The organism is Amycolatopsis rifamycinica (assembly GCF_000695625.1).
Classification (GTDB): Bacteria; Actinomycetota; Actinomycetes; order Mycobacteriales; family Pseudonocardiaceae; genus Amycolatopsis; species Amycolatopsis rifamycinica.
Map to the genome: position 1 here is coordinate 172,822 of NZ_JMQI01000001.1, position 16,102 is coordinate 188,923.

Consider the following 16,102-nt stretch of genomic DNA (forward strand, 5'->3'; position numbering starts at 1 on the left):
GAAGAGACGATGACCGTGCAAGACACGCCGGCCGAGGCGCCGGCGTCGGAAAGAACCGGCTCCCTGCCGGAGCTGTTCGCCGCGCGGGTGCGCGAGGTCCCGGACGCGGTCGCCGTGGACGGCGCCGGTCCGCGGCTCACCTACGCCGAACTCGCCGAGCGGGCCGAGCGGCTCGCGGCCCACCTGGTCCGGCTGGGGGTGCGCGCCGAGGATCGGGTCGGGGTGCTGGTGGAGCGCTCGGCCGAGCTGGTCGTGGCCGAGCTGGCCATCGTCACCGCCGGGGCCGTCTACGTGCCGCTCGACCGGCGGGCGCCGGCCGGCAGGCTGCGGCTGCTGCTGGCCACCGCCGGGGTCTCGGTGCTGGTGACCGACGACCCGGCAGGCGCCGCCGAGGTCCACAGCGGACCCGTCGTGGTCGCCGGGCAGGCACTGCCGGGGGCGGACGTCCCGCTCCCGCGGGTGGCCGCCGACCAGCTCGCTTACCTGATGCACACCTCGGGCTCCACGGGGACGCCCAAGGGCGTCGCGGTGCGCCACCGCGACGTGGCGGCCCTCGCGGCCGACCGCCGGTTCGCGGGGGAGGCCCACCGCCGCGCCCTGCTGCACTCGCCGGTCGCGTTCGACGCCTCGACGTACGAGATGTGGGTGCCGCTGCTGTCCGGCGGCACGGTGGTCGTCGCGCCGCCCGGCGACCTGGACGTCGAGACGCTGCGCGGTGTCCTCGCCCGCCACGGCGTCACCGCGCTCTGGCTGACCGCGGGCCTGTTCCGGGTGGTCGCGCAGGAGGCACCCGACTGCTTCCGGGGCGTGCGGGAGGTCTGGACCGGCGGTGACGTCGTCCCGGCCGGGGCCGTGCGGCGGGTGCTGCGGGCCTGTCCCGGGCTCACCGTGGTCGACGGTTACGGCCCGACCGAGACCACCACGTTCGCCACGTCCCACGCGATGCCTTCGGCGGATCACGTCCCGGACGCGGTGCCCATCGGCCGCCCGCTCGACGGTGTCCGCGCGCAGGTCCTGGACGACGAGCTGAACCCGGTCCCGCCGGGGGAGCCCGGCGAGCTGCACCTGGCCGGCGCCGGGCTCGCGCGGGGCTACTGGGGCCGTCCCGGCGCCACCGCGGAGAAGTTCGTGGCCGACCCGGCCGGCGCGCCCGGCGAGCGGATGTACCGCACCGGCGACCTGGTGCGCTGGACCGCCGAGGGCGAGCTGGAGTTCCTCGGCCGGGCCGACGAGCAGGTCAAGCTCCGCGGCTTCCGCGTCGAGCTGGGCGAGATCGAGACGGTGCTCACCGCGCACCCCGGGGTCGCGCAGGCCGTGGTCGTCGCGCGGGAGAACCGGCCGGGCGTCAAACGGCTGGTCGCTTACGTCGTCCCCGTGCCCGGGGCCGAGACGGGTGACCTGGCCGCGGTCGCCGCCGCGGCGCTGCCGGACTACATGGTGCCGTCCGCGTTCGTCGAGCTGGCCGTGCTTCCGTTGAGCGCCAACGGAAAGGTCGATCGCCGCGCGCTGCCGGCGCCGCCCGCCGAGGCCGGCTCCGAGAGCGCCGAGCCCCGCACGGACACCGAGCGCGCGGTGGCGCGGGTCCTGGCGGACGTGCTCGGCGTGGAGCGCATCGGCGCCGACGAAGACTTCTTCGCCCTCGGCGGCGACTCGATCCTCGCCGTGCAAGCGCTGTCGCGGCTGCGCCGCACGTTCGGCGCGCACCTGTCGGCCCGGACGCTGTTCGACGCCCCGAGCGTCGCCGCACTGGCCCGGCAGGTCGACGACGCGCCCCGCGGGGAAGAGACCGCGATCCCGGCCGCCCCGCCGTCGGACACGCTCCCGCTGTCGCCTGCCCAGCGGCGGCTGTGGTTCCTCGACGAGCTCACCGGCGGCAGCGCCGAGTACAACACCGGCGTCGGGCTCCGGCTGTCCGGCCCGCTGGACGTCGACACCCTGCGCGGCGCGCTGGCCGCCCTCTGCGCGCGCCACGAGTCACTGCGGACGACGTTCGACTCGGTCGACGGTGAAGGGGTCCAGCGGATCGCGCCGACCGGCGGGATTCCGCTGCGCATCGCGGATTCCCCCGCCGACGACGACGTGCTGAAGGCCGAGCTGAGCACGCCGTTCGACCTGCGGACCGGCCCGCTGACCCGGGCCGTGCTGTTCCGGCAGGGACCCGGCGAACACCTGCTCGTGCTGTGCCAGCACCACATCGTCACCGACGGCCGGTCGATCGGGATCCTGACCGGCGAGCTGCTGGACCTCTACGCCGGGAAGACCCTGCCGCCGCTGCCGATGGGCTACCGCGACTACACCCTCTGGCGGCTCAAGTCCGAAGAGGACGACCAGCTCGCGTACTGGCGCGCGGCCCTCGACGGGATCACGCCGCTCGGGCTGCCCACCGACCGCCCGCGCCCGCCGCAGCGCGGCACCGAAGGCGCGGTGCACCGGCACGACCTGCCCGGCGGTCTCGTGCGCCGCCTGGCCGAGGCCGGCCGCCCGCACGGCGCGACGCTGTTCATGACCTTGACCGCGGCCGTGCAGGTGCTGCTGGCGGCCTACAGCGGCCAGCGCGACGTCGCCGTCGGCACGGCCGTCGCCGGTCGCGACCGGGCCGAGCTCGAAGCGCTCACCGGCTTCTTCGTCAACACCCTGGTCCTGCGGTCGCAAGTGGACGGTGACCGGCCATTCACCGGGTTCCTGGCCGGATTCCGGGAAACCGTGCTGGCCGCGTTCGCGCACGGCGACGTCCCGTTCGACCGCGTGGTCGAAGAGGTCCAGCCCGAGCGCGATCCGTCGCGGACGCCGCTGGTGCAGGCCGTCGTCGTCCTGCAGAGCCCGCTGGTCCGCCCCCGCGAGGTGGCCGGCCTGCGGGTGACCGAGCACCAGCTGCCGCGTCCGTCGGCCCGGTTCGACCTGGTGGTCGAGTTCTGGCCGCTGGCCGACGGCCTGCGGGTCACCGTCGAGTACGCCACCGCGCTGTTCGACGCGGCCACCGTCGAACGCCTGACGGACAGCCTGGAGGTGCTGCTGACCGGGATCGCCGCCGATCCCGCGCGGCCGGTGGTCGACCTCCCGCTGCTCACCGACGACGACCGCCGGGCGCTGTCGGCGGCCCCGGCCACCGTGCCCGCCGGGACCGTCCCGGACCTGTTCGACCGCTGGGCCACGCGGACTCCCGACGCGACGGCGGTGCGGTGCGGTGACGTCCGGCTGACCTACGGCGAGCTGCGCGCCCGCGCCGACCGGCTCGCGCACCGCCTCATCCGGCTGGGTGTCCGGCCCGAGGACCGGGTCGGCGTGCTGCTGGACCGCTCGGCCGACCTGGTCGTGGCCGTGCTGGCGATCCTCAAGGCCGGCGCCGCCTACCTGCCGCTGGACCTGCGCGCTCCCGCCGACCGCCTGCGCCTGCTGCTCGACGGGACGTCCGTGCTGCTCACCGACGACCGGTGGCACGACACCGCCGTCACCGTCCACACCGGACAGACCCTGCTCGTGCCCGACCCGGCACTTTCACGTGAAAGTGCCGACCCGGAGGCGGCACTTTCACGTGAAAGTGCCGCTTTGGCGCCGGAGCGGCTGGCCTACGTCGAGTACACCTCGGGGTCCACCGGGGTGCCGAAGGGCGTGGCCGTCCGGCACGCCGACGTGACGGCGCTCGCCGCCGACCCGCGGTTCGCCGGCGGCGCCCACGAGCGCGTGCTGCTGCATTCGCCGCTGGCCTTCGACGCCTCGACGTACGAGCTGTGGGTGCCGCTGCTGAACGGCGGCACCGTGGTCGTCGCCCCGCCCGGCGACCTGGACGCCGACGCCGTCCGGACGCTGACCGCGGCGCACGGCGTCACCGCGATGTGGCTGACCGCGGGCCTCTTCCGGCTCTTCGCCGAGGAGTCGCCGGACTGCTTCGCGGGCCTGCGCGAGGTCTGGACCGGCGGCGACGTCGTCCCGCCGGAAGCGGTGCGCCGGGTGCTCGGCGGCTGCCCCGGGCTCGCGGTGGTCGACGGCTACGGCCCGACCGAAACCACGACGTTCGCGACGTCCTTCCGGATGGCCTCGGCGGACGCCGTCCCCGACATCGTCCCGATCGGCACGCCGCTGACCGGGATGCGGACATACCTCCTCGACGACCGGCTGCGCCCGGTCCCGCCGGGCGCGCTCGGCGAAGTCTGCATCGCCGGAGCCGGGCTCGCCCGCGGCTACTTCGGCCGGCCCGGCGCGACCGCCGACCGGTTCGTCGCCTGCCCGTTCGGCGCGCCGGGGGAGCGGATGTACCGCACCGGCGACCGCGGCCGGTGGCGCACCGACGGGACGCTCGAGTTCGCCGGGCGCGCCGACGACCAGGTCAAGATCCGCGGGTTCCGCGTCGAGCCTGCCGAGGTCGAACGTGCGCTGGCCGCCGAGCCGGTGGTGGCGCAGGCCGTCGTGGCCGTCCGGGCCACCGGCGGCCGCAAGCGGCTGGTCGCCTACGTCGTCCCGGCCGGACAGGCCACTGTGGACACCGGCGCCCTCCGCCGGGCGCTCGGCCGCACGCTGCCGGACTACCTGGTCCCGTCGGCGATCGTCGAGCTGACGGCGCTTCCGCTCAGCCCCAACGGGAAGGTCGACCGCCGGGCACTGCCCGAACCGCGGTTCGAGGGCACCGACTCGGTCGCGCCCCGCACCGAGCGGGAAGCCGTGCTCGCGGGAATCTGGGCCGACGTGCTGGGCGTCGACCGCGTCGGCGTCGAGGACAACTTCTTCGCGCTCGGCGGGGACTCGATCCTGAGCATCCAGGTCAGCGCCCGGGCGCGGCGCGCCGGCCTCGCCGTGACCACCGCCGACCTGTTCCGGCACCAGACGATCGCCGCGCTCGCCCCGGCCGTCGCCGAGGCCGGGGCGGCCCCGGCGCGCGGCCCGGTGTCCGGCGACGTCGTCCTCACCCCGATCCAGCGCTGGTTCTTCGAGACGTCCCGGACGCCGGAACACTTCGACCAGGCCATCGCGGTCGTCCTCGCCGAGGACGCCGGCGAAATCGCGCTGACCACGGCAATGGCCGCGCTGGCCGAGCACCACGACGCGCTGCGGATGCGGTTCACCCGGGACGGCGACGAGTGGCGGCAGCACAACGCGCCCGTCGGCGCCGGGCCGTCGCGGCTGCGCTGGTCGCTGTCCGGGCCGCCCGGGCGCCGGGTGCTGCACCTGTCCGCGCACCACCTGGTCGTCGACGGCGTGTCGTGGCGGGTGCTCCTGGACGACCTCGACCGGGCTTACCGGCAGGTGGTCCGCGGCGAGCCGGTCGACCTCGGCCCGCGGACGACGTCGTTCCAGGACTGGGCGGCCCGCCTGGCCGCGCACGCGCAAGCCGGCGGCTTCGACGCCGAGCTGGCCCACTGGCGCGGACTTCCCGCCGCCGCGCCCATCCCGGTGGACGGCGACGGGCCGAACACCGCCGGGCAGGCCCGCGCGGTCACCGTCCGGCTCTCCGCCGCGGAGACGCGGGCGCTGCTGCGGCAGGTCCCGGACGTCTACCGCACCCAGGTCAACGACGTGCTGCTGACCGCGCTCGGGCGGGTGCTGCGGGACTGGACCGGGCAGGTCCCGGTCGTCGACCTCGAAGGCCACGGCCGCGAAGAGATCTTCGACGACATCGACCTGTCCCGGACGGTCGGCTGGTTCACCAGCATGTTCCCGGTCGCGCTGGACGTCCCGGACGACTGGGGCACGGCCCTGAAGTCGGTCAAGGAGCAGCTGCGGTCGGTGCCCCGGAAGGGCGTCGGCTACGGCGCCCTGCGGTACCTGACCGGCACGGCACCGGTCATCGAACCGCAGGTCAGCTTCAACTACCTCGGGCAGTTCGACCTGCCCGGCGAGCTGTACGCGGGCCTGGACGGCGAGCTGACGCTGGACGCCGACCCCGCCGACGCCCGCCCGCACCTGCTGGAAGTCGTCGGCCGGGTCGACGGGGACGAGCTCGAGTTCGCCTGGCACTACGCCGAAGGCGTCCACGAGGAAGCCACCGTGGCCGCGCTGGCGGCCGGGATGCTGGCCGCGCTGCGCGGGATCGTCCGGCACTGCGCCGAACCCGGCGCGGGCGGCCGCACGCCGTCGGACTTCCCGCTGGCGGCGCTCGACCAATCCACGGTGGACCGGCTGGCCGGTGACGGCCGGGACGTCGAGGACGTCTACCCGCTCACGCCGATGCAGGCCGGCATGGTGTTCCACGGCCTCGCCCAGCCCGGTGACCGCGTCTACTTCGAGCAGATCTCCTTCGCCCTCGACGACGTGCCCGACCCGCGCCGGCTCGGTGCGGCGTGGCAGCGGGTGGTCGACCGGACGCCGGTGCTGCGCAGCCGGATCGTCTGGGAGGGGGTACCGCAGCCGCTCCAGGTCGTCCGGCGGAACGTCGAGGTACCGGTGTCCTATCCGGACTGGTCTGCTGTGGACGCGGACGAGGCGTTGCGGCAGGCGCTGGACGCCGACCTCGCCGAAGGACTCGACCTGGGCCGGTCGCCGCTCATGCGGCTGGTCGTGGCCCGCGAGTCGGCCACCTCGGTGCGGGTGATCTGGACGTTCCACCACGTGCTGCTCGACGGCTGGAGCGTCTTCGGGGTCCTCTCCGACGTCCTCGCGGAGCTGCGCGGCGAAGAACCCCGGTCCCGTCGCCCGTTCCGCGACTACGCCGCCTGGCTCGCCGGGCAGGACGACAGCCTCGCCGAAGCCCACTGGCGTGCCGAGCTCGCCGGCGTGACGCCGACCCCGCTGCCCGGCGACCGCGCCACCACCCGCACGCACACGGCCAGCTCCACCGGCCGGATCCCGGTCGAGCTGGACGACGACGCCTCGGCCGCGGTCTACGCGTTCGCGCGGCGGCACCGGCTGACGGTCAACACCGTCGTGCAGGGCGCGTGGGCGGCGCTGCTTTCGCGCTACAGCGGTGAACGCGAGGTGTGCTTCGGCGCGACGGTGTCCGGCCGCCCGGCCGAGCTGCCGGGCGCGGACGACATCGCCGGGCTGTTCATCAACACCCTGCCGGTGCGGGTGCGGCTCGACCGCGAACGCGGCGTGGCCGAGTGGCTGCGCGAGCTCCAGGCGGCCCAGGCGGAGTCCCGCCGGTTCGGGCACGTCGGGCTGACCCGGCTGCAGGCGTGGAGCGGCGGCGGCAGCCTCTTCGAGAGCATCGTCGTCTTCGAGAACTACCCGGTCGGCGAGGTCGCCGGCCTGCGGGACGTCCGCGCGGAGGAACGCACCAACTACCCGCTCGGCGTCGTCGCCTACCCGGGCCGCCGGCTGTCGCTGGTGCTCAACCACGACCCGGAGCTGATCGCCCCGGCGCTCGCCGCCCGGCTCGCGGCGCACCTGGAAGCGCTCGTGCGCGGGTTCGCGGCGGCGCCGCACGAGCCGGTGACGCACGTGCCGATGCTGTCGGAAGCGGAGACGCGGCTGCTGCTCGAAGAGCGCAACGACACCGCGCACCCGCTGCCGCGCGGGACGGTGGCCGAGCTGTTCGAGGCCCAGGTCCGGCGCGCTCCCGGCGCCGTCGCCCTGGTGACCGACGACGAGTCCGTCACCTACGGCGAGCTGGACGTCCGGGCCAACCGCCTGGCCCACCGGCTGCGTGACCTCGGCGTCCGGCCCGAGGACCGGGTGGCCGTCCTGATGGACCGCTCGCCCGCGCTCGTCGTCGCCGAGCTGGCCATCATCAAGGCCGGCGGCGCTTACCTGCCGCTGGACCTGCGCGCGCCCGCCGACCGGATGCGGCTGCTGCTGAGCGAGGCGGGAGCCGAGGTCCTGGTCGCCGACGAGCACTGGCTGGCGACCGCCGAAGACGTCCACGACGGCGTCATCGTCACCGACGCCGGCGACGCCCCGGACACCCCGCCGGCCGTGGTGACCCACCCCGACCAGCTGGCCTACGTCATCTACACGTCCGGTTCGACGGGCAAGCCGAAGGGCGTGGCCGCGCGGCACCGTGACGTCGTCGCGCTGGCGGCCGACCACCGGTTCGCCCCGCACGACCGGGTGCTGCTGCACTCCCAGCAGGCCTTCGACGCCTCGACCTACGAACTGTGGGTGCCGCTGCTCAACGGCGGCACGGTCGTGCTGGCCCCGCCCGGCGACCTCGACGTCCACACCCTCGGCCGGGTCCTCACCACGCACGGGGTGACCGGCGCGTTCCTCACCACCGGCCTCTTCCGGCTGGTCGCGCAGGAGGCCCCGGAGGTGTTCGCCGGTGTGCGGGAGGTCTGGACCGGCGGCGACGCCGTGCCCGCCGCGGCCCTGCGCCGGGTCCAGGCGGCCTGCCCGGACACCCTGGTCGCCGACGTCTACGGCCCCACCGAAACCACCACCTTCGCGACCGTGCACCCGCTGCCCGGCGCGATCCCCGACGTCGTGCCGATTGGGGCGCCGCTGGACAACGTCCGCGTCTACGTCCTCGACGACGACCTGCGGCTCGTTCCGCCGGGCGCGCCCGGCGAGCTGCACATCGCCGGCGAAGGACTGGCCCGCGGTTACCTGGGCCGGCCCGGCCTCACCGCCGAGCGGTTCGTCGCCGATCCGTTCGGGCCGCCGGGGGAGCGGATGTACCGCACCGGCGACCTGGTGCGCTGGACCGCCAACGGCGCCTTGGAGTTCGTCGGCCGGGTCGACGAGCAGGTCAAGATCCGCGGTTTCCGGGTCGAGCCGAGCGAGATCGAGGCCGCGCTGGGCGAGCACCCGGACGTCGAGCAGGCGGCCGTGCTGGCCCGCGCGGACGGCGGGGTGAAGCGCCTGGTCGCCTACGTCGTCGGCGAAACCCGCGGGTTGGCCGAGTTCCTGGGCCGGACCCTGCCGGACTACATGGTCCCGGCCGCGTTCGTGCGGCTCGAGAAGTTCCCGGTCAACGTCAACGGCAAGCTCGACCGGCAGGCGCTGCCCGCGCCCGAGTTCGGCGTCCGCGACCACGTGCCGCCGCGCACCGACCGCGAACGCGTGGTCACCGCGATCTGGGCCGAGGTGCTGGGCGTCGAGCGCGTCGGCGCGACCGACGACTTCTTCGAGCTCGGCGGCGACTCCATCCTCAGCATCCAGGTGGTCTCCCGCGCCCGGCGGGCCGGGCTACACCTCTCACCCGGCGACCTGTTCACCCACCGCACCCCGGCCGCGCTCGCCGCGGCGGCGGGTACGGCCGGGGAGACCGCCGAGCGCGGCCCGGTCAGCGGCCCGGTGCCGCTCACCCCGATCCAGCGCTGGTTCTTCGCGACCCAGACCGCCGACCCCGGCCACTTCCACCAGTTCGTCCACCTCGGACCGGACGAGATCGACCCGGCCGCGGCGCGGAAGGCCGTCGACGCGCTGCTGGCCCACCACGACGCGCTGCGGATGCGGTTCAGCTCCGGCGACGGCGGCACGTGGCGCCAGGAGAACGGGCCGGTCGGCGCGGAAACCCCGCTGGTGCGCCTCGACGTCTCCGAACGCGACGTGAAGCTGGCCGTGCACCACCTCGTGGTCGACGGCGTGTCGTGGCGCGTGCTCATCGAGGACTTCGAGCGCGCCTACGACCAGGCGCGCCGCGGCGAGCCGATCGACCTCGGGCCGCGGACGACGTCGTTCCAGGAGTGGGCGACCCGGCTCGCCGAACACGCCGGAAACGGCGGCTTCGACGACGAACTGGACCACTGGCGCCGCCTGCCCGCGCGGACCGGGCTGCCGCTCGACGGCGAGGGCGACGCCACCGTCGCGTCGATGCGCGAGGTTACCGTCCGCCTCCCGGCGGCGGAGACCGACGCCCTGCTGCGCGAGGTGCCCGCCGTCTACCGGACGCAGGTCAACGACGTCCTGCTGACCGCGCTCGGCCGGGTGCTGCGGGACTGGACCGGGCAGACGCCGGTCGTCGACCTGGAAGGCCACGGCCGCGAGGACCTGTTCGGCGACGTCGACCTGTCCCGCACGGTCGGCTGGTTCACCACCATGTTCCCGGTGGCCCTGGACGTCCCGGACGACTGGGGCACGGCGCTGAAGTCGGTCAAGGAGCAGCTGCGGGCGATCCCGCGGCGCGGCCTCGGCTACGGCGCCCTGCGGCACCTGACCGGCACGGCGCCGGCCATCGATCCGCAGGTGAGCTTCAACTACCTGGGACAGTTCGGGGCCGGCCGCATCGAGTCCGACGAGAGCCCCCGCTCGGCGCGGGCGCACCTGCTCGACGTCGTCGGCCGCGTCGAAGGCGGCGAGCTGGAACTCACCTGGTACTACGCCGAAGGCGTGCACCGGCGGTCCACTGTGGACGATCTGGCCACGGCGATGCTGGCCGCCCTGCGGGCGATCGTCCGGCACTGCGCGGAGCCGGGGGCGGGCGGCCGGACGCCGTCCGACTTCCCGCTGGCCGCACTGGACCAGGCGCAGGTGGACGAGCTGGCCGGCGACGGCCGGGACGTCGAGGACGTCTACCCGCTCACGCCGATGCAGGCCGGCATGGTGTTCCACGCCCTGTCCCAGCGCGAGGAACGCGTCTACTTCCAGCAGGTCGCCTTCGTCCTCGAAGGGGCCGAAGACCCGCTCGCCCTGGCGCGGGCGTGGCAGCGGGTCGTCGACCGGACGCCGGTGCTGCGCACCCGGATCGTCTGGGAGGGCGTGCCCGAACCGGTCCAGGTCGTCCAGCGGGAGGTCACCGTCCCGGTCGTGCACCACGACTGGCGGAACCACTCCGCGGAGGACCAGGAGAAGGCCTGGCAGGACATCGTCGGCGCCGACCGCGCCGAGGGGCTCGACCTCACCGGGTCGCCGCTGCTCCGGCTGGTCCTGGCGCGGCTGTCGGACACCGAAGTCCGCGTGCTGTGGACGTTCCACCACGTCCTGCTCGACGGCTGGAGCGTCTTCGGCGTGCTGTCCGACGTCTTCGCCGCCTACTCCGGCAGCGAGCTCCCGCAGCGCCCGCCCTTCCGCGACTACGTCGCCTGGCTGGCCCGGCAGGACGACGCCGAAGCCGAACAGCACTGGCGGCGCGAGCTCGGCGACCTGACCGCCCCGGCCCGGCTGCCCTTCGACCGCGCACCCGCCCAGGCCCACACCAGCCGCTCGGCGCAGTGGCTGCGGGTGCCGGTGGAGAACTCCGCGCGGCTGCGGGACGCGGCCCGGGCCGCCGGGCTCACGATGAACACGGTCCTGCAGGGGGCGTGGGCGCTGCTGCTCTCGCGCCTCGGCGGGGAACGCGACGTTTGCTTCGGCACCACCGTGTCCGGGCGGCCGGTCGACCTGCCCGGCGCCGACGACGTCACCGGCATCTTCATCAACACGCTGCCGGTGCGGGTCACCGCGGCCGGGGCGGGCGTGGCGGACTGGCTGGCCGCGCTGCAGGCCCGGCAGGTGGAGGCCCGCCGGTTCGGGCACCTGCCGCTGACGAAGCTGCAGGCCTGGAGCGGCTCCTCCGGCAGCCTCTTCGACAGCATCGTCGTGTTCGAGAACTACCCGGTCGGCTCGGCCGGCGCGCACGGCCTCCGGCTGCGGGACGTCGACGCGGCCGAGACCACCAACTACCCGCTGAGCATCGTCGCCTCGCCGGGGGAGCGGCTGACCATCGACGTCGGCTACGACCCGGACCTGTTCGACACCGCGACGGCCGAGCGGATCGCCCGGCAGCTCACCGGCGTCCTCGACGCCTTCGCCGCGGACCTGAACCGGCCGCTCGACGGCATCGACCTGCTCACCGACGCCGACCGCCACCAGGTGCTCACCGCCTGGAACGACACCGCCCACCCGGTGCCCGAGGGCACCCTGGCCGAGCTCTTCGCCGCCCAGGTCCGGCGGGCACCGGACGCGGTCGCCCTGACCGGGGACGACGTCCACCTGACCTACGCCGAGCTGAACGCACGGGCCGACCGGCTCGCCCGGCACCTGGTCTCCCTCGGCGCCGGGCCCGAGCGGCTCGTCGGCGTGCTCATGGAGCGGGCACCGGAGCTGGTCGTCGCGGAGCTCGCGATCGTGCAGGCCGGGGCCGCCTACCTGCCGCTGGACACCCGGGCGCCCGAGGCCCGGCTCAAGACCCTCCTCGCCGGTGTCGCCATCCTCGTCACCGACGAAACCTGGGCCGAAGCCGGTGAGCGGCTCCACGACGGCCCGCTCGTCGTCCCCGGCGGGCCGGACGCGGACGTGCCGCTCCCGGCCGCGGACCCGGACAACCTCGCGTACGTGATCTACACGTCCGGTTCGACGGGCAAGCCGAAGGGCGTGGCCGTGCGCCAGCGGGACGTCGTCGCGCTGGCGGCCGACCACCGGTTCGCCGCGCACGACCGGGTGCTGCTGCATTCGCCGCAGGCGTTCGACGCCTCGACCTACGAGCTGTGGGTGCCGTTGCTCAACGGCGGCACGGTCGTGCTGGCCCCGCCCGGTGACCTCGACGTCGACACCTTGGGCCGGGTCCTCACCACGCACGGCGTGACCGGCGCGTTCCTGACGACCGGTCTGTTCCGGCTGGTCGCGCAGGAAGCTCCGGAGGTGTTCGCGGGGGTGCGGGAGGTCTGGACCGGGGGTGACGCGGTGCCCGCCGCCGCGCTGCGCCGGGTGCGGGCGGCCTGCCCGGACACCCTGGTCGCCGACGTCTACGGCCCGACCGAAACGACCACGTTCGCGACCGTGCAGCCGTTGCCGGACGCGATCCCGGACGTCGTGCCGATCGGGAAGCCCCTGGACAACATGCGGGCCTACGTCCTCGACGCGGACCTGCGCCCGGTCCCGCCCGGGGCTCCCGGCGAGCTGTACCTCGCCGGGGAAGGCCTGGCGCGGGGCTACCACGGCGACCCCGGCCTGACCGCCGACCGGTTCCCGCCCGCGCCCTTCGGGCCGCCGGGGGAGCGGATGTACCGCACCGGCGACCTCGTCCGCTGGAACTCCCGCGGTGAGCTGGAGTTCACCGGCCGGGTCGACGAGCAGGTCAAGGTGCGCGGCTTCCGGATCGAGCCGAGCGAGATCGAGGCCGCCCTGGCCGAGCACCCCGGGGTCACGCAGGCCGCGGTGGTGGCGCGCGAGGACCACGGCGTCAAGCGGCTGGTCGCCTACGTCACCGGTGAGGCGGACGGCCTGGCCGAGTTCCTCCGCGAGACCCTGCCGGACTACATGGTCCCGGCCGCGTTCGTCCGGCTCGAGCGGTTCCCGTTGAACGTCAACGGCAAGCTCGACCGCCGCGCCCTGCCCGCCCCGGACTTCGGCCGCGCCGGCACCCGCACCGCCCCGGCGACCGAGGCCGAGCGGAACCTCGCGGCGATCTGGGCGGACGTGCTCGGGGTCGGGGACGTCGACGCCGAAGCGAACTTCTTCGAGCTCGGCGGGGATTCGATCCTCAGCATCCAGGTCGTGTCGCGGGCCCGCCGCGCCGGGCTGGTCCTGTTGCCGCACGACGTCTTCCGGCACCCGACGCTCGCCGCGCTGGCCGCCCACGCCGGGGGCGGCGACGGCCCGCGCGCCGAACAGGGCCCGGTGACCGGCGAGGCACCGCTCACCCCGATCCAGCGCTGGTACTTCGAGACCCAGCCCGAGCGGTTCGACCAGCGGGTGGTGCTGGAGTTCGCCGAGGACGTCGACGAACCGGCGCTGCGCCGCGCGCTGGCGACCGTCTGGGCCTACCACGACGGCCTGCGCCTGCGGTTCTCCGGCGGGGTCCAGCACGGCGAACCCGTCCGCCCGGTGGAGCTCCTGGTCGACGACGTCGAGTTCGACGTGGAGCGCGGGCCGCTGTTGCACGCCGTGCTGGACGGGCGGCGGCTGCTGCTGGCCGCGCACCACCTCGTCGTCGACGGCGTCTCGTGGCGGATCCTGCTGGAGGACCTGGAAACCGCCTACCGCGGCGGGCAGCTCGAGCCGAAGACGACGTCGTACCTGGCCTGGGCGCGCCGGCTGGCCGAGCACGCCGAGGCCGGCGGGTTCGACGACGAGCTGGACCACTGGCGCGGCCTGCCGCCCGTGCCGCCGCTGCCCGCCGACGGCGAGGGCCCGGCCACCATCGCCGACAGCGGCGAGGTGACCGTCCGGCTCACCGCCGGGGAGACCCGGGCGCTGCTGCAGGACGTGCCCGAGGTGTACCGCACCCAGGTCAACGACGTGCTGCTGGCGGCGCTGGGCCGGGTGCTGCGGGACTGGACCGGCCGGGTCCCGGTCGTCGACTTGGAGGGCCACGGCCGGGAGGAGCTGTTCGGCGACGTCGACCTGTCCCGCACGGTCGGCTGGTTCACCAGCATGTTCCCGATCGCGCTGGACGTCCCGGACGACTGGGGCGACGCGCTGAAGTCGGTGAAGGAGCAGGTGCGGGCGGTGCCGCGGCGCGGCGTCGGCTACGGCGCCCTGCGGTACCTGACCGGCACCGCGCCGGTCATCGACCCCCTGGTCAGCTTCAACTACCTCGGCCGGTTCGACGGCGACCGCGGCGGCGTCTTCCGGGCCGGCGGCCTCGACGCCGACGTCGACCCGGCGGCGCCCCGCACCCACGCGCTCGACGTCGTCGGGCGGGTCGAAGGGGGCGTTCTCGAACTGACCTGGTCCCACGTCACCGGCCTGCACCACCCCGGCACGGTGCGGGACCTGGCCGAGCGGATGCTGGCCGCCCTGCGCGAGATCCTGGCGCACTGCGCCACGCCGGGGGCCGGGGGCCGCACGCCGTCGGACTTCCCGCTGGCCGTCCTCGACCAGGCGGCCGTGGACGAGCTGGCCGGCGACGGAACGGCCGTCGAGGACGTCTACCCGCTGACGCCGATGCAGGGCGGGATGGTGTTCCACGGGCTGTCGCAGACCGCGCAGGGCCTGTACTTCGAGCAGGCGACGTTCGTGCTCGAGGGCGTCACCGACCCGGCCCGGCTCGCCCGCGCGTGGCAGGAGGTCGTCGACCGGACGCCGGTCCTGCGCACCTCGTTCGTCTGGGCCGGGGTGAAGGAGCCGGTCCAGGTCGTGCACCGCACGGCGGAGCTGCCGGTCCGGCTCCTCGACTGGACCGGCCTCGACGGGCCGAGCCGGGCCGAAGAGCTGCGGCGGCTGCTGGCGGAAGACCGGGAACAGGGTCTCGACCTCGGGACCGCCCCACTGGCGCGGGTGGTGCTGGCCCGCGTGTCGGCCACCGAAGTCCAGGTGCTGTGGACGTTCCACCACGTCCTGCTCGACGGCTGGAGCGTCTTCCAGGTCCTGTCCGACGTCTGCACGGCCTACGCCGGGCAGCGGCTGCCGTCCCGGCCGCCGTTCCGCGACTACCTCGCCTGGCTCGGTGACCAGGACGAAGCCGAAGCCGAACGCTTCTGGCGTGACGCGCTCGACGGCGTCGAGGGCCCGACGCCGGTGCCCGCGGACCGGGCCGCGGCGCCCGGCCATGCCCCCTGCTCGGCCGAATGGCTGCCGGTGCGCCTGGACGAGACCGCGACCGGCCGGCTCGACGCGTTCGTCAAGCGGCACGGCCTCACCCACAACGTCGTGCTGCAGGGCGCCTGGGCCGTGCTGCTCTCGGTCTACAGCGGACACTCCGACGTCGTGTTCGGCGCCACCGCCTCCGGCCGCCCGGCCGAGGTGCCCGGCGTCGACGACATCACCGGCATCTTCATCAGCACGCTGCCGGTCCGGGTCGCGGTCGACCGCGGCGCCCGGGTGGCGGACTGGCTCGCCGGCCTGCAGGCCGCGCAGGCCGAGGCCCGCGCCCACGGGCACGTGCCGCTCGCGCGGATCCAGGGCTGGGCGGGCCTGCCGGGCGGGGTGCCCCTGTGCGACAGCCTGGTGGTGTTCGAGAACTACCCCATCACCGGCGCGGAAGCCGGGCACGGCCTGACCGTGCGCGACCTGTCGGCCCGGGAAACGACGAACTTCCCGCTCACGGTCGTCGCTTCGCCCGGCCGGGAGCTGACGGTCGACCTGGGCTACGACCCGGCCCTCTTCGACGCCGCGACGGCGTCGCGGCTGGCCGGGCACCTGCTCACGGTGCTGCGCGAACTGGCCGCCGACGGCGACCGCGTGCTCGGCGCCGTCGGCATGCTGACCGCGGACGACACCCGGCGGCTCGCGGAGTGGGCGGCCACCGGCGACGAGCCGGCGGCCCGGACGCTGCCGGAGCTGTTCGCCGAGCGGGTCCGCGCGCACCCCGACGCGGTCGCGGCCGTCCTCGGCGGCGAGCCGGTCTCCTACGCCGAGCTGAACCGGCGGG

1 protein-coding gene is annotated in these 16,102 nt (G+C 75.1%); it reads left to right on the forward strand.

Annotation, left to right across the window (positions count from 1 at the left end):
* Nucleotides 1-15 precede the first annotated feature (15 nt).
* Nucleotides 16-16,102, forward strand: a 16,087-nt coding sequence (locus DV20_RS00845) for a non-ribosomal peptide synthetase (protein ID WP_043775364.1), incomplete at its 3' end; no start/stop codon positions are given.